Origin of the sequence: Pantoea sp. Ap-967, from assembly GCF_011752565.1 — a bacterium.
GTDB lineage: Bacteria > Pseudomonadota > Gammaproteobacteria > Pseudomonadales > Pseudomonadaceae > Aquipseudomonas.
In genome coordinates this window covers 146,277-164,653 of sequence record NZ_VWXK01000008.1, presented here as the reverse complement: position 1 = coordinate 164,653, position 18,377 = coordinate 146,277, and the positions used below count along the sequence as shown (strand labels likewise).

At 65.2% G+C, this 18,377-nt stretch carries 18 protein-coding genes; 10 read left to right on the top strand and 8 right to left on the bottom strand.

Annotated features, from left to right (window positions below; all coding sequences use genetic code 11):
• Positions 1-42 precede the first annotated feature (42 nt).
• Complete coding sequence (locus F3J45_RS11200) at positions 43-660, bottom strand: TPM domain-containing protein (RefSeq protein WP_167061742.1); 618 nt, start codon at positions 658-660, stop codon at positions 43-45.
• A gap of 187 nt (positions 661-847) precedes the next feature.
• Here F3J45_RS11200 and bglX point away from each other — a divergent pair, with 187 nt between their 5' ends.
• The 4 genes from bglX to F3J45_RS11180 all read left to right on the top strand — a co-directional run bounded on the left by bglX (position 848) and on the right by F3J45_RS11180 (position 7,958).
• The gene (gene bglX / locus F3J45_RS11195; RefSeq protein ID WP_167061739.1) at positions 848-3,139 is read left to right on the top strand and encodes a beta-glucosidase BglX; all 2,292 of its coding nucleotides are present in this window, start codon (positions 848-850) and stop codon (positions 3,137-3,139) included.
• 146 nt (positions 3,140-3,285) lie between these two features.
• A complete protein-coding gene (locus tag F3J45_RS11190; protein WP_167061736.1) occupies positions 3,286-5,043 on the top strand; it encodes an ATP-binding protein in 1,758 nt (585 codons plus the stop codon).
• On the top strand, positions 5,037-6,371 hold the full coding sequence (locus F3J45_RS11185; RefSeq protein WP_167061733.1) for a sigma-54 dependent transcriptional regulator: 1,335 nt from the start codon (positions 5,037-5,039) through the stop codon (positions 6,369-6,371). Before F3J45_RS11190 ends, F3J45_RS11185 begins: the two co-directional genes overlap by 7 nt.
• A gap of 267 nt (positions 6,372-6,638) precedes the next feature.
• Positions 6,639-7,958: an MFS transporter gene (locus F3J45_RS11180; protein WP_167061730.1), complete on the top strand. Its 1,320-nt coding sequence runs from the start codon at positions 6,639-6,641 to the stop codon at positions 7,956-7,958.
• A gap of 74 nt (positions 7,959-8,032) precedes the next feature.
• Here F3J45_RS11180 and F3J45_RS11175 read toward each other — a convergent pair whose 3' ends face one another.
• On the bottom strand, positions 8,033-8,785 hold the full coding sequence (locus F3J45_RS11175) for a hypothetical protein (RefSeq protein WP_167061727.1): 753 nt from the start codon (positions 8,783-8,785) through the stop codon (positions 8,033-8,035).
• Positions 8,786-9,141: 356 nt separating this feature from the next.
• Between F3J45_RS11175 and F3J45_RS11170 the strand changes: the two genes are divergently transcribed.
• Together F3J45_RS11170 and F3J45_RS11165 are read left to right on the top strand one after the other, a co-directional pair.
• On the top strand, positions 9,142-9,429 hold the full coding sequence (locus tag F3J45_RS11170) for a hypothetical protein (RefSeq protein WP_167061724.1): 288 nt from the start codon (positions 9,142-9,144) through the stop codon (positions 9,427-9,429).
• Positions 9,430-9,530: 101 nt separating this feature from the next.
• Positions 9,531-10,136 carry a flavin reductase family protein gene (locus tag F3J45_RS11165; RefSeq protein ID WP_167061721.1) on the top strand — a complete coding sequence of 202 codons (606 nt, stop codon included), beginning with the start codon at positions 9,531-9,533 and terminating at the stop codon, positions 10,134-10,136.
• Here F3J45_RS11165 and F3J45_RS11160 read toward each other — a convergent pair whose 3' ends face one another.
• A complete protein-coding gene (locus tag F3J45_RS11160; RefSeq protein WP_167061718.1) occupies positions 10,137-10,370 on the bottom strand; it encodes a hypothetical protein in 234 nt (77 codons plus the stop codon).
• A gap of 46 nt (positions 10,371-10,416) precedes the next feature.
• The gene (locus F3J45_RS11155; protein ID WP_167061715.1) at positions 10,417-10,710 is read right to left on the bottom strand and encodes a putative quinol monooxygenase; all 294 of its coding nucleotides are present in this window, start codon (positions 10,708-10,710) and stop codon (positions 10,417-10,419) included.
• 200 nt (positions 10,711-10,910) lie between these two features.
• Between F3J45_RS11155 and F3J45_RS11150 the strand changes: the two genes are divergently transcribed.
• Positions 10,911-11,831 carry an AraC family transcriptional regulator gene (locus F3J45_RS11150; RefSeq protein ID WP_167061712.1) on the top strand — a complete coding sequence of 307 codons (921 nt, stop codon included), beginning with the start codon at positions 10,911-10,913 and terminating at the stop codon, positions 11,829-11,831.
• Between the two features lie 103 nt (positions 11,832-11,934).
• On the opposite strand, the gene F3J45_RS11145 is transcribed toward F3J45_RS11150, so the two are convergent.
• The gene (locus F3J45_RS11145; protein WP_167061709.1) at positions 11,935-13,572 is read right to left on the bottom strand and encodes a 5-guanidino-2-oxopentanoate decarboxylase; all 1,638 of its coding nucleotides are present in this window, start codon (positions 13,570-13,572) and stop codon (positions 11,935-11,937) included.
• 115 nt (positions 13,573-13,687) lie between these two features.
• On the opposite strand from F3J45_RS11145, the gene F3J45_RS11140 reads away from it, so the two are divergent.
• Entirely contained in the window at positions 13,688-14,563 is an 876-nt protein-coding gene (locus F3J45_RS11140) for a LysR substrate-binding domain-containing protein (protein ID WP_167061706.1), read from the top strand.
• A gap of 78 nt (positions 14,564-14,641) precedes the next feature.
• On the opposite strand, the gene F3J45_RS11135 is transcribed toward F3J45_RS11140, so the two are convergent.
• Positions 14,642-15,256, bottom strand: a complete 615-nt coding sequence (locus tag F3J45_RS11135; protein ID WP_167061703.1) for an NAD(P)-dependent oxidoreductase — start codon at positions 15,254-15,256, stop codon at positions 14,642-14,644.
• A gap of 28 nt (positions 15,257-15,284) precedes the next feature.
• Positions 15,285-16,160, bottom strand: coding sequence for an MBL fold metallo-hydrolase (locus tag F3J45_RS11130; RefSeq protein WP_167061701.1), 876 nt, complete (start codon positions 16,158-16,160; stop codon positions 15,285-15,287).
• Positions 16,161-16,263: 103 nt separating this feature from the next.
• Here F3J45_RS11130 and F3J45_RS11125 point away from each other — a divergent pair, with 103 nt between their 5' ends.
• Both F3J45_RS11125 and F3J45_RS11120 read left to right on the top strand, forming a co-directional pair.
• Positions 16,264-17,169: a LysR family transcriptional regulator gene (locus F3J45_RS11125; protein ID WP_167061698.1), complete on the top strand. Its 906-nt coding sequence runs from the start codon at positions 16,264-16,266 to the stop codon at positions 17,167-17,169.
• A gap of 33 nt (positions 17,170-17,202) precedes the next feature.
• Positions 17,203-17,376, top strand: a complete 174-nt coding sequence (locus F3J45_RS11120; protein ID WP_167061695.1) for a hypothetical protein — start codon at positions 17,203-17,205, stop codon at positions 17,374-17,376.
• Positions 17,377-17,395: 19 nt separating this feature from the next.
• Here the strand turns inward: F3J45_RS11120 and F3J45_RS11115 are convergent, their stop codons facing one another.
• Positions 17,396-18,265 carry an oxaloacetate decarboxylase gene (locus F3J45_RS11115; RefSeq protein ID WP_167061692.1) on the bottom strand — a complete coding sequence of 290 codons (870 nt, stop codon included), beginning with the start codon at positions 18,263-18,265 and terminating at the stop codon, positions 17,396-17,398.
• Between the last annotated feature and the right edge of the window lie 112 nt (positions 18,266-18,377).

Genomic DNA, 18,377 nt, shown 5'->3' with positions numbered 1-18,377 from the left:
ACCGTGCGCCAGATGCCCTGTGGGAGCGGCCTGCAATCTGCTTCAGTCGAGTATCACCAGGCGGTTGGGCAGCTCATTGCGTGCATGGGTGCGTGGCAACTGCCGGGCCAGCCGTTCGCCGCAGGCCTCGATGCAGTCGACGAAACCCTGCAAGGTATGCCCCTGGCGCACCTGCTCGGCAAATCGGCCAACCAGCGCGGCCCGGGTAGCGGCATCCAAATGACGGGCGATGCCCTGGTCAACCAGGATCTCCACATGCCGCTCCGCCTCGGCCACGAAAATCAGCACGCCGGTGGAGCCCACCGTGCCCTGCAGGTTCTGCTCGCGAAACTGCTCGCGGGCCAGGCGCGAGGCCCGCCACCGGCGCAGGGCGCGGGGGATCAGCCAGTCGGCCAGGCGCGGCTGGCGCAGCAACAGGCACAGGCCGATGAACAGCAGCACATTGGCCACCAGCAGGCCACGCACCCCAGGCCAGCCGACCAGCCCGTGCAACAGGCCCGGCACAACCAGTGCCAGCACGGCGGCCCAGAACAGCGGTAGGTAGGCGTAGTCATCGGCGCGCCGCGCCAGCACGGTCACCAGTTGCGCGTCGGTGCGCTGTTCTACCCGGGCGATGGCCTCGGCGATGCGGCGCTGCTCGTATTCATTGAGGGGCGTCATGCCTTGGATCTCTTGGCTGTTTTTATAGTTGTGGTCCCGGCATACGGGTCTTCCTCCCCTGGCGATATATTCAGGCATAATCGGCCGCTGGAAGAAAAGCATGCGAATCGTACAACAATAGCCGCCTGAAAACTTCGGCCGCGCGCGTATCACCGTGGATACGGCACCGGCCTCGACAACGGAATTCATGATGAAACTGTCTTTGCTGGGCCTGGCCATGGGCCTTGCCAGCCAGGCGGCCCTTGCCGCCCCACTCGCACCGCCCCTGCAGGACAAGCAGGCGTTCATCGACAACCTGATCAGCCAGATGACTGAAGCCGAAAAAATCGGCCAGCTGCGCCTGATCAGCATCGGCCCGGAAATGACCCACGAGAAGATCCGCGAAGAAATCGCCGCCGGGCGCATCGGCGGCACCTTCAACTCGCGCACCGCCCCCGAAAACCGGCCGATGCAGGACGCCGCCATGCGCAGCCGCCTGAAAATTCCGATGTTCTTCGCCTACGACACCATCCACGGCGAACGCACCATCTTCCCGATCGGCCTGGGCCTGGCCGCCACCTGGGACATGGACGCCATCGCCAAGGTTGGCCGCACCTCAGCCATCGAAGCCTCCGCCGATGCCCTGGACATGACCTTCGCGCCCATGGTCGACATCGCCCGCGACCCGCGCTGGGGCCGCACCAGTGAAGGCTTCGGCGAAGACACCTACCTGACCTCGAAGATCGGCCAGGTGATGGTCCGCTCGTTCCAGGGCAGCAGCCCGGCCAACCCCGACAGCATCATGGCCATCGTCAAGCACTTCGCCCTTTACGGCGCGGTGGAAGGCGGGCGCGACTACAACACGGTCGATATGAGCCTGCCAAAGATGTACAACGACTACCTGCCCCCCTACCGCGCCGCGCTCGACGCCGGTGCCGGCGGCGTGATGGTGGCGTTGAACTCGATCAACGGCGTGCCGGCCACCTCCAATACCTGGCTGATGAACGACCTGCTGCGCAAGCAGTGGGGCTTCAAGGGCGTGACCATCAGCGACCACGGCGCCATCCAGGAGCTGATCCGCCACGGCGTGGCCCGCGATGGCCGCGAGGCGGCCAAGCTGGCGATCAAGGCCGGCATCGACATGAGCATGAACGACACCCTGTACGGCCAGGAGCTGCCAGGGCTGCTGAAATCCGGCGAAGTGAGCCAGCACGAGCTGAACCAGGCCGTGCGCGAAGTACTTGGCGCCAAATACGACATGGGCCTGTTCAAAGACCCCTACGTGCGCATCGGCAAGGCCGACACCGACCTCAAGGACTACTACAGCGACGACCGCCTGCACCGTGACGCTGCCCGCGACGTGGCCCGGCGCAGCCTGGTGCTGCTGGAAAACCGCAACCAGGCCCTGCCGCTGAAGAAGGCCGGCACCATCGCCCTGGTCGGCCCGCTGGCCGACGCGCCAGTCGACATGATGGGCAGCTGGGCCGCCGACGGTAAGCCGATGCATTCGGTTACCGTGCGCGAAGGCCTGCGCCGCGCCGTCGAAGGCAAGGCCAAGCTTGTATATGCCAAGGGCTCGAATGTCACCGGTGACAAGGCGATCGTCGACTACCTGAACTTTCTCAACTTCGATGCCCCGGAAATCGTCGACGACCCGCGCCCACCGGCGGTGCTGATCGACGAAGCGGTAAAGGCGGCGCAGCAGTCGGATGTGGTGGTCGCCGTGGTCGGCGAGTCCCGGGGCATGTCCCATGAGTCGTCGAGCCGCACCACCCTGGAAATCCCCGCCAGCCAGCGCGAGCTGATCAAGGCCCTGAAGGCCACCGGTAAGCCACTGGTGCTGGTGCTGATGAACGGCCGCCCGCTGTCGATCAGCTGGGAGCGCGAACAGGCCGATGCCATCCTGGAAACCTGGTTCTCCGGTACCGAAGGCGGCAACGCCATTGCCGACGTGCTGTTCGGCGACTACAACCCGTCGGGCAAGCTGGCCATCACCTTCCCGCGCTCGGTCGGGCAGATTCCGATGTACTACAACCACACGCGCATTGGCAGGCCGTTCACCCCGGGCAAGCCTGGCAACTACACCTCGCAGTACTTCGAAGAGCCCAACGGCCCGCTGTACCCGTTCGGCTACGGCCTGAGCTACAGCAGCTTCGAGCTGTCCGGGCTGAAGCTGTCGACCAAGAACCTCAAGCGTGGCGATACCCTGGAAGCCAAGGTCACGGTGAAGAACACCGGCAAGCGCGACGGCGAAACCGTGGTGCAGCTGTACCTGCAGGATGTGTCGGCGTCCATGAGCCGCCCGGTGAAGGAGCTCAAGCACTTCGAGAAACTGATGCTCAAGGCTGGCGAGTCGCGCACCCTGACCATGCGCATCAGCGAGGATGACCTGAAGTTCTACAACGGCCAGCTGCAGCGGGTGGCCGAGCCTGGCGAGTTCAATGTGCAGGTCGGGCTCGACTCCGAGGCGGTGCAGCAGCAGAGCTTCGAACTGTTGTAAGCAGTCGGTCGCCTAACCCGGCCTCTTCGCGGGGCAAGCCCGCTCCTACAGGCACAGCGCCCCCTCCGGCCATGTGATATTCCTGTAGGAGCGGGCTTGCCCCGCGAAGAGGCCGCGCCTGATATCCCCTCACCCGGATCCGCCCCATGCCCTTTTCCTTTCGCGCCCTGCGTCTGGGGCTGATTACCCTGCTGATCGTGCTCGGCACCCTGCTCAGCGCCGGCTGGGCCATGCACCAGGCCAAGCGCCAGGCCATGGAAGACGACGCCCGCCGCGCCAGCCAGCAACTGGTGCTGTACGCCAACGCCCTGCACACCCTGATCGACCGCTACCGCGCCCTGCCCGCCGTGCTGGCGCTGGACCCGGAACTGGTCCAGGCCCTGCGCGGCCCTATCGACGAGGCCACCCAGCACGCGCTGAACCTCAAGCTTGAACGTATCAATGGCGCCGCCAACTCCTCCACCCTGGAGCTGCTCGACCGCACCGGGCTGGCCGTGGCCGCCAGCAACTGGCGGCTGCCGACCACCTACGTGGGCTCGAACTACGGCTTTCGCCCCTATTTCAAACAAACCCGCAGCCAAGGCAGCGGCCGCTTCTACGCCGTAGGCGTGACCAGCGGCGTGCCGGGCTACTTCCTGTCCAGCGCGGTGAATGACGAGCACGGGCGTTTTCTCGGCGCCATGGTGGTGAAGCTCGAATTCCCCGAACTGGAGCGCGAGTGGCGCCAGGGCAGCGACATCCTGCTGGTCAGCGACGCCCGCGGCATAACCTTCATCGCCAACCAGGACGGCTGGCGCTACCGCGAGCTGCATCCACTCGGCAGCGCCGACCGCGCCGAACTGGCCGAAACCCGTCAGTACGACAAGCAGCCGCTGGTGCCACTGCCCCACCAGGTGCTCACCCGCTTTGCCGACAACAGCCACCTGACCCGTGTGCAAGGCCCCGACGGCAGCGCCGAATACCTGTGGGAAAGCCTGCCGCTGGAAGGCGAGAACTGGACCCTGCACCTGCTGCGCAAACCCCAGGTCAGCGCCGCCGGGCGCAATGCCGCGCTAGGCGCTGCCGCCGTGTGGCTGAGCCTGGTGTTCGCCGCGCTGTTCGTCAGCCAGCGCCTGCGCCTGGCTCGCCTGCGCCAGCGCAGCCGCGAAGCGCTCAAGCGCCAGGTCGAGGAGCGTACCCGCGAGCTGCGCACCGCCCAGGAAGGCCTGGTGCAGTCGGCCAAGCTCGCGGCCCTGGGGCAGATGTCGGCGGCCATGGCCCACGAGATCAACCAGCCACTGACCACCCAGCGCATGCAGCTGGAAACCCTGCGCCTGCTGCTGGACCACGGCCGCCACGACGACGCGCGCAAGGCCCTGGAGCCACTGGAGCAGATGCTCACGCGCATGGCCGCCTTGACCAGCCACCTGAAAACCTTCGCCCGCAACAGCCCGGTGGGCCTGCGCGAACGCCTCGACCTGGCCACCGTGGTCGACCAGGCCCTGCACCTGCTCGACACGCGCATTCGCGCCGAACAGGTCGAGGTGGCCCTGTACCTGGCCCGCCCGGCCTGGGTGCGTGGCGATGCCATCCGCCTTGAGCAGGTATTGATCAACCTGTTGCGCAACGCCCTCGACGCCATGACCGACAAACGCTACAAGCGCCTGGAAATCCGTATCGAGCCCGACCATGCCCAGTGGCGCCTGAGCGTGCTCGACTCCGGCGGCGGGATAGCCGAAGCCGACCTTGCCAAGGTGTTCGACCCGTTCTTCACCACCAAGCCGGTGGGCGAAGGCCTGGGCCTGGGCCTGGCGATTTCCTATGGCATCATCCACGAAGCCGGCGGCCAGCTGCACGCCGAGAACGTCCCCGGCGGCGCCCGCCTGAGCCTGACCCTGCCCCGCGACCTGGAGCCTGTATGTTGAATTCAGTGATCGTCGTCGATGATGAAGCCAGTATCCGCACGGCGGTGGAGCAATGGCTGAGCCTTTCCGGCTTCAGCGTGCAGGTGTTCGCCCGCGCCGAGGAATGCCTGGCACACCTGCCCCAGCACTTTCCTGGGGTAATCATCAGCGATGTGCGCATGCCGGGCATGGGCGGCCTGCAACTGCTCGAACGCCTGCAGGCCGATGACCCCGACCTGCCGGTGATCCTGCTGACCGGCCATGGCGATGTGCCCATGGCGGTGGAGGCGATGCGCAGTGGCGCCTACGACTTTCTGGAAAAGCCCTTCACCCCGCAACACCTGCTGGGCAGCCTGCGGCGCGCCCTGGAAAAGCGCCAGCTGGTGCTGGAAAACCGCCGCCTGCATCAGCAGGCCGACCTCAAGTCGCGCCTGGAAACCACCCTGCTGGGCATGTCCCAGGGCCTGCAGCAGTTGCGCCGGCAGGTGCTGGAGCTTGCCGGCCTGCCGGTCAACGTGCTGATCCGCGGCGAAACCGGCAGTGGCAAGGAGCGCGTGGCGCGCTGCCTGCACGACTTCGGCCCGCGCGCCGACAAACCATTCGTCGCCCTCAACTGCGCGGCAATTCCCGAGGCGCTGTTCGAGGCCGAGCTGTTTGGCCATGAAAGCGGCGCCTTTACCGGCGCCCAGGGCAAGCGCATCGGCAAGCTGGAGTTCGCCAACGGCGGCACGGTGTTTCTCGACGAGATCGAAAGCATGCCACTGGCCCAACAGGCCAAGCTGCTGCGGGTTATCCAGGAACAGAAGCTGGAGCGGCTTGGGGCCAACCAGAGCATCAGCGTGGACTTGCGCATCATCGCGGCAACCAAGCCCGACCTGCTCGAAGAAGCCCGCGCCGGGCGTTTTCGCGAGGACCTGGCATACCGCCTGAATGTGGCCGAATTGCGCCTGGCACCGCTGCGCGAACGGCGCGAGGACATCCCCCTGCTGTTCGAGCACTTTAGCCGGGCCGCGGGCGAGAAGCTCGGGCGCCCGGTTCCGGCGCTGCCGGGTGCGCAACTGGCGCAACTGCTGGCCCATGACTGGCCGGGCAACGTGCGTGAGCTGGCCAATGCGGCGGAACGCCATGCCCTGGGGCTGGGCGCGCCCAATAGCGAAGTGGCGCCTGCGGGGCACTCGCTGGTCGCGCAGATGGAAGCCTTCGAGGCCCAGTGCCTGCGGGCCGCGCTGCGCCAGCATGGGGGGGAGATCAAGGCGGTGATGGAGGCATTGCAGGTGCCCCGGCGGACGTTGAACGAGAAGATGCAGCGGCATGGGCTGCTGCGTGAAGACTTCGTGGCGCGTGGGTAGGCGGAAATCCGCTTATTGATGTGGGTTGATAGGCGGTAGTTCGCTTATTGAGGGGGCGTAGGGGGCTGCTTTGCAGCCCATCGCGACCTTTGGTCGCTCCTACAGGGGCGAGGCTCGGGGCTAGGCGCTGTGGGGGCGGGCTTGCCTGCCAACGGCGCGGGGCGCCCTCATTTGGATCGCTGCGCACTCATTTGGCACACCTTCTGCAATTGCCTTGGCAAGCTGCGCTTCGGCGCGCTCCACAAAAACAACGAGAAGGTATCCCTGATGGATAACGCCACCTCCCTGCCAGCCGGGGCGGCCATCGCGCCCGCCGCTAAAAAAACCACCGCCAGCCGCCTCAAGTCGATCTTCAGCGGTTCCATCGGCAACATGGTCGAATGGTACGACTGGTACGTCTACGCCGCATTCTCGCTGTACTTCGCCAAGGCGTTCTTCCCCGCCGGCGACTCCACCGCCCAACTGCTCAACACCGCCGCGATCTTCGCCGTGGGCTTCCTGATGCGCCCGATCGGTGGCTGGCTGATGGGCCTGTACGCCGACCGCAAGGGCCGCAAGGCCGCGCTGATGGCGTCGGTGCTGCTGATGTGCGCCGGCTCCCTGGTGATCGCCCTGACCCCAGGCTATGAAACCATCGGCGTCGCCGCACCGATCCTGCTGGTCATCGCCCGCCTGTTGCAGGGCCTGTCGGTGGGTGGCGAGTACGGCACCTCGGCCACCTACCTCAGCGAGATGGCCAGCAAGGAACGCCGCGGCTTCTTCTCCAGCTTCCAGTACGTGACCCTGATCTCCGGCCAGCTCATTGCCCTGGCCGTGCTGATCATCCTGCAGCAAACCCTGACCACCGAGCAGCTGTATGCCTGGGGCTGGCGCGTTCCCTTCGTGATCGGCGCGCTGTGCGCGGTGGTTGCCCTCTACCTGCGCCGCGGCATGGAAGAAACCGCCTCGTTCACCAAGAAGGAAAAGGCCAAGGAAAGCCTGATGCGCACCCTGCTGCGCCACCCCAAGGAACTGATGACCGTGGTCGGCCTGACCATGGGCGGCACCCTGGCCTTCTACACCTACACCACCTACATGCAGAAGTACCTGGTGAACACGGTGGGCATGAGCATCAGTGACTCGACCACCATCTCGGCTGCCACCTTGTTCCTGTTCATGTGCCTGCAACCGGTGATTGGCGGCCTGTCGGACAAGATCGGCCGGCGCCCGATCCTGATCGCCTTCGGCGTGCTCGGCACCCTGTTCACCGTGCCGATCCTCAGCACCCTGCACACCATCCAGACCTGGTGGGGCGCGTTCTTCCTGATCATGGCGGCGCTGATCATCGTCAGCGGTTACACCTCGATCAACGCCGTGGTCAAGGCCGAGCTGTTCCCCACTGAAATTCGCGCCCTGGGCGTGGGCCTGCCGTACGCGCTGACCGTGTCGATCTTCGGCGGCACTGCCGAGTACGTGGCGCTGTGGTTCAAGAGCGTGGGCATGGAAAGCGGCTTCTACTGGTACGTCACGGCGTGCATCGCCTGCTCGTTGCTGGTGTACGCCACCATGAAGGACACCAAGCAGCATTCGCGGATCACCACTGACTGAGTGTGAGCCGCAGACGAAAAAAGGGCGCCCCAGCAACGGGGCGCCCTTTTCATTTGCCGCAACATCTCGCCGGCTCAGGACATCTCCAGCGCCCCGCGCGGTTCTCGTTTCTGGTACCAGGTGGCCATCAGCACCAGCACCAGCAACACCCCTCCCAGTACCGCCGACGAGCCCACCGTGCCGAAGTCCAGGCCACCCTTTTCATGGGGTTTGGTCAGGAAGTCTCCCAGGGTGGCGCCGAATGGGCGGGTGAGCACGAAGGCCACCCAGAACAGCACCACGCCGGGGATGCGTGTCCAGTAACGGGCCAGCACCACCAGGGCGATGGTGCTGCCGATCAGCAGCGCGCCACCGGCAAAACCGAGGCCAGAGTCATCGGCCAGGTAGTCGCCCAGCGCCGTACCCAGGGTGTTGGAGAACAGGATCGCCACCCAGTAGAAGATCTCGCCGCTGCGGGTCTTGATACGGGTGACGTCCAGTGGGTTGCCACTCAGGCGCCAGACCAGGAAGGTCAGCAACAGGATACCGATCAGGATGGCCGACCCCGAGGCGTAGCCCAGGCCCAGGGTGCGGTCCATGAAGTCGGACATGGTGGTGCCAGCGGTGCTGGTGGAAAGAATCACCAGCCAGTACAGCATCGGGTGGTAGCGGCGGGAAAACAGTTGGCCGAGCAAGGTCAGCAGGAACACGCTGATCAGCACCATCGAGCTGACCGCGTATCCCACGTTCAAGGTCATCGACAGCAGATCACCGGCCGTTTCGCCAAGGGTGGTGGCGCAGATCTTCATGACCCAGAAGGCCAGGGTGATTTGCGGAAGTTTATTCATTGTTTGCCGCTCCGGAATGGGGTGCGGCGATGGTGATGAGCGGCGTCTGAAAAATCGGTTGGCGAGAGATGAAAAAAGCGTTCACAACTTGTTACAAACTGAAGTTTTCCGCTCTTAACGCCCGATTAATGCCCCACCGTCATGCTGCGATGGCTGGCGAAGCATTGTGCTCGCACGGGGTTCACTGCCTGTGATGCATCGGTAACGGCAACGGCCGGGACCGCGGGTAGCGCGCATCTATATATCGATTAATTCGATTTTTAAGCGTTGTTTTTTGCGCTTTTTAATCAAATTGATAGGAGTAGGATGAAACCCATAGCAACGAACAACCTCTCGCACCCACCGGAGCAACGACCATGAAAAGCAAACTGATCCTGACCCTGGCCCTCTCGATGTTCGCCGCTGGCGCCTTCGCCGAAGATGGCTTCGACCGCACCCACGCCCATTGCTTCACCACTACCCAGAACCAAGCGGCCGGCTATGCCGAAGACGGTTTCGACCATACCGGCGCCCAACGCTTCGCTGAAGACGGCTACGACCGCACTGGCGCCCAACGCTTCGCTGAAGACGGCTTCGACCGCACCGGCGCGCAACGTTTCGCTGAAGATGGCTTCGACCGCACCAACGCCCACCGCATCAGCTAAGCGCTGATGCGTGCACCCAGCCCGGCCTAGGCCGGGCTTGATCATTTCCACGCGGGCAAAGGCTTGGCACACTAGGCACTTCGTTTCCAAGAGCCAGGCAGATGTACTACTACGAACCCGCCAAAGGCCACGGCCTGCCCCACGACCCCTTCAATGCCATCGTCGGCCCGCGCCCCATCGGCTGGATTTCTTCCCAGAGCGCAGACGGCCAGTTGAACCTGGCGCCCTACAGCTTCTTCAACGCCTTCAACTACATTCCGCCGATCATCGGTTTCTGCAGCGTCGGGCGTAAAGACAGCCTGAACAACATCGAGCAGACCGGCGAGTTCGTCTGGAACCTGGCCACCCGCCCGCTGGCCGAGCAGATGAACCAAAGCTGCGCCGCCGTTGCCGCGGACGTGAACGAGTTCGAACTGAGCGGGCTCAGTGCGGTTCCATCGAGCATCGTCAAGGTGCCAAGGGTGGGCGAAACGCCGGTGGCCTTCGAGTGCAAGGTGAGCCAGATCGTCCAGCTCAAGCGCGCAGACCAGGCGCTGGTGCCCAGCTGGCTGATTCTCGGGGAAGTGGTGGCGGTGCACATTGCCGAGCACCTGCTCAAGGACGGTATCTACGACACCGCCGCCGCCCAGCCGATCCTGCGCGGCGGCGGCCCGGCCGATTACTTCGAGCTGGGCAACCTGTTCAAGATGCTGCGCCCGCAGTCCTGATCACCACAGCAGTTCGCCTTCCTCGCCTACGCCCTGCAGGCGCGAAAGTTCGGCGCAGGCGGCCTCGTCGGCCGCCATGGCGCTCTTGAACACCTCGCCGTCGAGCACCTTGTGAAAACGCGGGGCGCCGCCGCTGCCCAGGCCCTTGACCGCGATGGCGGCGTTGTAGCCACCGCCTTCTACCGGGACCATCGCCGAAACGGCTTCGTACTGCGGGAATTCTCTGCGTGCCATGTTGCCATCCGCCAGGTTGATCGAGGGGCGGCATTCTAACCGTGTTTCAGTCGAAGGTATGCAGGTCGAGGCTGCTGACGACCTGCGCCTGCACCAGCTCACCGAACACCTCAAGGGTAGGTGAGGCAAAGTAGCCACGCATCGCCTGTTGGTCTTGCCAGCTGCCGCTGAGCAGCCACAGGTCGGCGTCGGCCTGGGAACGCTGCACCGTGAAACTCAGGCAGCCGGGGGTGCTCAGGGAAGGCTCCAGCAAATCGCGCAGGCGTGCACCAAGCTCTGCCGAACGGCCGCTGCTGGCACGGATGAAAGCCAAGTGGGTGACCGGTTGTTTCAGGGTCATTGCACAATCTCCTTGAAGCAGGCAAGCGGATAGACCAGGCTGCCAAGGTTAGGGCCAGGCGCGCGCGGCGCGTTAGGCCATTACTGCTTGCCGATTGCCTGATCCTGCCGCGCGGCAGGATCAGGCAATCGGCGTGCAGCTTTCGACTAGCGCCCGTCATTGCCCAAACCTATGCTGGGCAGGCCTGGAGGAAAGCCATCATGACCATCGCCCCGCCCATCGACCCGACCCTGGAACTGCAGCGCCAAGAGCTGGCCGAACTGATCCGCCGGCATGCCGGCGACCCCCACGGCCCGTGTTCGGCCGTCGACGGCCTGTTTCTGGTGCGCTATACCGCGAACGTGCGCTCGGTGCCGACGTTCGCGCAACCGGCCCTGTGCATCCTGGCCCAGGGCAGCAAGAGCCTGTTCCTGGGCGACGAGCAATACGCCTACGACCCGCTGCATTACATGGTGGTGTCGGTGACCTTGCCCCTGAGCAAGGTCAAGCTCGATGCCAGCCCCGAAAACCCGAGCCTGGGTATCCGCATGGACCTGGACCCGGCCGAGGTCAGCCAGCTGATTGCCGAGAGCGGGCCGATGCTGGTGCCCAACCTGCCTTCCGGGCGTGGCCTGTATGTGGAGCGCAGCGACCCGCAGTTGCTCGATGCCCTGCTGCGCCTGGTGCGCCTGCTGGACAACCCGCGCGACATCGCCATGCTTGCGCCGTTGATTCGCCGGGAAATCCTCTACCGCCTGCTGCGTGGGCCGCAGGGTTACCGCCTGTATGAAATAGCCCTGGCCAACAGCCAGACCCACCGGGTGTGCCAGGCCATCACCTGGCTCAACCAGAACTTCCAGCAGCCGCTGCGCATCGAGGACCTGGCCCGGGAGGTTAACCTCAGCACCTCGACCCTGCACCACCGGTTCAAGGCCGTGACATCGATGAGCCCGTTGCAGTACCAGAAGCAGCTGCGCCTGCAGGAAGCGCGGCGGCTGATGCTCAACGACGGGCTGGAGGCGGCGGTGGCAGGGTATCGGGTGGGGTATGAAAGCCCGTCGCAGTTCAGCCGCGAATACAGCCGGCTGTACGGCGCGCCACCGCTGCGCGACGTGGCACGGTTACGGGCCAGTGCCGGCTGATTTCTTTGCGCCCCCATCGCGAGCTACGCTCGCTCCTACAGGCCCTGCGCCTGCCTGGTAGGAGCGAGCAAAGCTCGCGATGCGCCGCGCGCGGCGCTCGATTTCAACCCGGCACCGAAGCCTGCCACTGATTCTGGTCCACCTGAATCAAGGTCGGCCCCGTACGCTCCACCGCCCGGCCCAGCGCCGCCTGCAACTGCGCCACATCGCCAACCTGCTCGGCCTCAGCCCCCAATGCCCGCGCCACCCCGATGAAATCCGGGGTATGGATATCCACCCCCACCGGCTCGATGGCCCGGTTGACCATGTATTTCTTGATCTCCTCATACCCCTGGTTATTCCACAGCAGCACGATCAGCGGCACCTGTGCCTCCACCGCACTGGCCAGCTCCGGCAGGGTGAACTGCAGCCCACCATCACCGATCAGGCACACCGCCGGCACGCGCTCGTCCGCCCGCTCGGCACTGCCAAGCCAGGCGCCCATCGCTGCCGGCAGCGCGTAGCCCAGGGTGCCGTAACCGGTCGAGGCGTTGAACCAGCGGCGTGGCTGCTGCATGTCCAGGGTCAGGTTGCCGGTGTACACCGGTTGGGTCGAATCGCCCACCAGCACGGCATTGGGCAGGCGCTGCAAAATGCCGGTCAGCAGCCGGGTCTGGCTCAGGGTCGGCTGGTCCCAGTCAGCGGCCAGCGACGCACGCAGGCGCTGGGCGCGCACCACGCCCCAGCTGGCATCGCGGGTGGGCGGCGCCAGCGCGCCCAGGGCCTCGACCAGGGCCTGTGCGGCAAGCTGCGCATCCGCCACCAGGGCCAGTTCCGGCAGGTAGTTGCGCACGGTCTGGTCCGGGTCGATATCAATGCGCAGCAGGCAGCCGGGAATCTCGAAACCACCCTTGAAGGTGACGTCGTAATCGGTTTCGGCCAACTCGGTGCCAATCGCCAGCACCACATCCGCCTCGGCCACCAGGGCGCGGGTGGCGACCAGCGACTGGGTGGAGCCGATCTGCAGCGGGTGGCTGGCCGGTAACAGGCCCTTGGCATTGATGGTCAGCGCCACCGGCGCCTGCAGGTGCTCGGCCAGGCGGGCCAAGGCCGCACCGGCTTCCAGCGCCCCGCCCCCGGCCAGAATCAACGGCCGACGGGCCTTGGCCAGGCGCTCGGCCATCGCCGCCACCGCCTGCGGCGCAGCCCCTGCGCGGCAGCTGCGTACCGGGCGGCCCGGCAGCAGGTGGTCGGCCGGTTCCACCAGCACATCCAGCGGAATTTCGATATGCACCGGGCGTGGCCGGGCACCGTCGAACACGGCAAAGGCCCGGGCCAGCAACTGTGGCAGGTCGTCGGGACTCATCAGCGTGTGCGAGAACGCCGCAACGCCAGCCACCAGTGCAGCCTGGTTGGGCAGTTCATGCAACTTGCCACGGCCACCGCCCAACTGGCTGCGCGATTGCACGCTGGAAATCACCAGCATCGGAATCGAGTCGGCGTAGGCCTGGCCCATGGCGGTGGTGATGTTGGTCATGCCGGGGCCAGTGATGATGAAGCACACACCTGGCTTGCCACGGGTGCGTGCATAGCCATCGGCCATGAACCCGGCGCCCTGCTCGTGGCGTGGCGTGACATGGCGAATCGACGAGCCCGCCAGGCCACGGTAGAGCTCCACGGTATGTACACCGGGAATGCCGAAGACATGGTCCACGCCATAGCCTTCAAGGAGTTTGACCAGCACTTCGCCGCAGGTTGCCATCGGGTTTCACCTTGGATCTTGTTGGAATCTGCAGCCATTGGACCCAACGCAGCGCTACCGCCACAAGGCAAAAAAACACATACTAGCCATGTCCCAGGATCATGGCTGATTTGCAATGAAACGCCTCCCGCCCCTGCCCGCCCTGCACACCTTTCTAGTCACCGCCCAGCACTGCAACTTCACCCGCGCCGCACAGCAGCTGCATATCACCCAAGGCGCCGTGAGCCGGCAGATTGCCGGGCTCGAAGCGCATCTGGGCTATGCCTTGTTCGTGCGCCAGGCCCGTGGCCTGAGCCTGACCCGCGAAGGCCAGGACTGGCTGCCACGGGTGCAGCAGGTGTTCGGCCTGATCGAGCAAGGGGTTCGGGAAGTGGGCGGGCACAGCGCCACCTTGCAGCTCAAGGCGCCAACGTGCGTGATGCGCTGGTTGTTACCACGGCTGATGGAGTGGCAGGCGCTGCGCCCGGACGTGCCGGTGGAACTGACCACCACGGTGCAGCATGGTGTGGATTTGCGCCGGGAAGGCTTCGATGCCGCCGTGGTCTACGGCGAAGCGCCAGCCCCTGGGTTGCAGGTGCGCAAGCTGTTCGACGAGCAACTGACGCCAGTGTGTGCCCCTTCGTTGCTCGATGGGCCAGTGCCCCTGCGCGAGGTTCAGGACCTGGCCCGGCACATGGTGTTGCACCCATCACGGGACGAGCAGGACTGGCGGCTGTGGTTGCAGGCGTGTGGCGTGTCGTTGCCGCTGCAGGGGCCAAGGCAGCATTTCGAGACATTGGACATGGCGATGGCCATGGCTTCCCAAGGCACAGGGGTGGCGATCGGCGACTGGGCGCTGATCGGCGATGACCTGCGCGGGGGGCGGTTGTGCATGCCGTTTGCGCTGAAGGTGCGCACGGGCAAGGGGTATTACCTGGTGAGCCAGGGCCGTGCTCAGCCGCCGGGGCTGGTGGAGTTGCTGGATTGGTTGGCGGGGCGTGCCAGCCTTTGAGGGCCCATCGCAGGCAAGCCTGCTCCTACAGGTAGGAGCAGGCTTGCCTGCGATGGGCCGCAAAGCGGCCCCGATGGCTCAATACCCGACAGTAAAGCGCTGCCGCGAATGCCCCGGCTTTTCCAGCTCATCAAGCAAGGCAATGGCAAAGTCGGCAAAGGTGATCCAGCTTTTGCCATCGGCGCCAATCAGCAGGTGATCCTTGCCCAACCGGTAGTGCCCGGTGCGCTCACCTTCAACGAATTCCGCCGACGGCGAGAGGAACGTCCAATCCAGCCCCTGCTCCTGGCGCAGCGCGTCAAGAAAGCGCACCCCACCATTGGCTTCGGCCTTGTACGCCTCGGGGAAGTCCGGGCTGTCGATCACCCGCTGCCCGGAAGGCAGCAGCAGGCTGCCAGCCCCGCCCACCACCAGCAGGCGCTTGGCCCCGGCGCGTTTGACCGGCGCGATGACCGCCTGCGGCTCAAGGGTGGAAAAGTGCGCGGCACTGAACACCGCATCGACGCCGCCCAGGGCCTTTTCCAGCGCCGCACTGTCCTTGGCATCCAGCGCCTGCACGGTTACGCCTTGGCGCCCCTGCAGTGTCGACGGGTCGCGGGCAATGGCCACGACGCTGTGGCCACGGCGCAGGGCCTCTTCCAGCAATTGGCTGCCGGCACGGCCGGTGGCACCGATGATTGCGATCTTGCTCATGGGAAACACTCCAGTCAGTTGAACGGAATTACCATTTCATTTCGCCCTTGGCGACCTTGGCACCGAGCTCCAGCGAGCTTTCATCGGCAAGGCCCGGGTAGCGTTTTTTCATCGCCTGGATCAATGCGCCGGCATCCTTGGCCTTGGCGGTTTCGGCATCGAAGTCGCGAATGTAGCGGGCGGTGAATTGCACGGCCGCCAGCGAACCGCTGCCCTGGCCCAGGTAGTGGCCAGGCACCACCGTGCGCGGTGCCAGCGCTTCGATGTTCGCCAGGGTGCCGAGCCAGTCGGCATGGGACTTGGCTGTCTGCGTGTCAGCCATCCACACGTGGATGTTCTCGCTGACCACCACGCCGCCAACCACCGCCTTGATCGAAGGAATCCAGACAAAACTGCGGTCCGGTTGCGGGCCATCCAGGCCGACCACCTCCAGGGCCTTGCCTTCCAGGGTCAGGCTGTGGCCCGGCAACACCTGCGGCAGCACCAGCCGCGCCGGCTTGTCGGCGCCCATCTGCGGCCCCCAGTAGGCAAGCTTGGCGTCCATGGTGCGGCGGATATGCGCAACCGTGGCTGCCGAGGCGTACACCTTGGCGTCCGGGAAGGCCTGGGTCAGGGTGTCGAGGCCGAAGTAATAGTCCGGGTCGCCATGGCTGATATAGATGGCATTGAGGTGCTTGCCGCCGGCACGCAGCCGCTGTACCAGTTGCTCGGCCTGGGCCTTGCCGAATTGGGCGTCGACCAGGATGGCGTCATGCTCGCCACTGACGATCACCGAACTGACCGGGAAGATCGCCGCCTCCCCGGGGTTGTAGACCTCCAACTGCAGCGGCGCGGCCGCCAATGCCGGGCCAGCCAGGGTGACGCAGGCCAGCAGCAGGCCGCGCAAGGGTGTGAGAAGGGACATCGGCAGTACCTGTCGGATGAACGATGCCCAACAGCTTAGTTGCCCGATTCATCACAAAAAATGCGATGCTCCAACATAGTTTGTTTCTAAAACCGGGCAAATCATGGACCGTCTCAACGCCATGCGCGTTTTCGTCACTGTCGTCGACCTGGGCAGCCAGTCCGCCGCGGCAGACCACCTGCAACTGTCACGGCCCGTGGTGTCGCGCTACCTGGCCGAGCTGGAAGACTGGGTAGGCGCCCGCCTGATGCAGCGCACCACGCGCAAGCTCAGCCTTACCGCCGCCGGCCAGGAAACCCTGCCCCGTTGCCGGCAACTGCTGGAGCTGGCCGGCGACCTGCAAGCCGCGGTGCAACAGCCCCACGATGCCCCCCGTGGGGCGCTGCGCATCAGCGTCAGCACCTCGTTCGGCCAGGCCCAGCTGGTGCACGCAGTGGCCGACTACGTGCGCCGCTACCCGGGGGTGAAGGTTGAACTGCAGATGCTCGACCGCACGGTGAACCTGGTGGACGAGCGTATCGACCTGGCCATCCGCACCAGCAATGACCTGGACCCGAACCTGATCGCCCGGCGCCTGAGCGTATGCCGCTCGGTGGTGTGCGCAGCACCGGCCTACCTGCGCGAGCACGGCACGCCGCAGCGGGTGGAGCAATTGAGCCAGCACAACTGCCTGACCCACGCCTACTTCGGCCACAGCCTGTGGCACTTCGAGGTCGAGGGCCAGCCGCTGGCCGTGCCGGTGGCGGGAAATATCAGCGCCAACGAGGCGATGACCCTGCAAAAGGCCGCCGTGGCCGGGGCCGGCATTGCCATGCTGCCCACCTACCAGGCCGCCGAAGCCCTGCGCAGCGGCGAGTTGGTGCGCCTGCTGCCCGATGCCAGGCCACGGGAGCTGAACCTGAACGCGGTGTATACCTCGCGCAAGCACATGCCGGCGACCTTGCGCAGCATGCTGGACTTCCTGGTGCAGCGGTTCAAGCACGAGCCTGAGTGGGACAAGGATCTATAATGCAGGTGTACACCCCTTCTGGAGGTGAGCACCATGGGCATCAAATCAAGAAGAGTCGCCCTTGTCATGGCCTTGACGGCGGTTGCAGCCCTTTACGGTTCGGCCTGCTGGCGCGCCGAGCTGCTGCGCAGCCAGCCCAGCGCGGCCAATGTGTGCGAGCACGAACACTGCGTGCCCCACACCGCTACCTTGAGCGCCGTGCGTTGAGCGAACGGCGCCAAGGCGCTTACTCTTCGACGCTCATGTATTCCTTGGCCCAGCGGATGTAGTCCTCCGGCTGGGTGTAGGTGTGCGAAAGCTCGGTGGCGCTCAGGTTTTCCGACTTGTTCTGCTGGCCCCGTTGCAGACGCAGGCAATCGTAGGTGGCCTTGATGGCGGCGAAGTAAGCGGCATGGCCGTCGACCACGATGCGCACGCCCAGGCGCGCCAGGCGCTCGTCGTCGCGCAGGTTGGGGTTGGCATAGGTCACCAGCATCAGCGGCACGGTCAGGTGCTCGGCAATCTTCTCCAACTGCTCGAAATCCTTCACCCCGACCATGCAAATGCCATCGGCACCGGCCTTCTGGTAGCTCTGGGTGCGGACGATGATTTCTTCGGTGCTGAGCACGCCTGCGTTGGTGCGGGCGATGATCGACAGCGAGGAATCGACACGCGCCTCAAGGGCTGCGCGGATCTTGCCCACGCCCTCCTCGACGGAAATCAAGTCGGTGGACTTGCGCCCGAACTGGGCCGGCAGCAGGGTGTCCTCGATGGTCAGCGCAGCGACACCGGCGCGCTCCAGTTCGATGACCGTGCGCATCACGTTGAGCGCGTTGCCATAGCCGTGGTCGGCGTCGGCCAACACCGGCAGTTGCGCCACGCGGCCAATGCGGGTGGCCTGCTCGACGAATTCGCTGAGGGTGATCAGGGCGAAATCCGGTGCTGCCAGCACCTGCAACGAGGCGACCGAACCGCCGAGGATGCCGACTTCAAAACCCAGGTCAGCGGCGATACGCGCCGACATCGGGTCGAACACGGAAGCGGTGTGGTAGCAGGAACCTGAAGCGAGCAGCTCGCGGAAGGCAAAACGCAGATCTTGATGGGAAGCCTTGGGCATGATCACTCCGCTTATAAATGTAGAAATTGAACGTTTGCTACCGACCCCTGAATCGGGTCTACCTGCCGTGTTCGAAGCTCGGCCTTCTGGGCGCTCATGCTCGACATGCAGG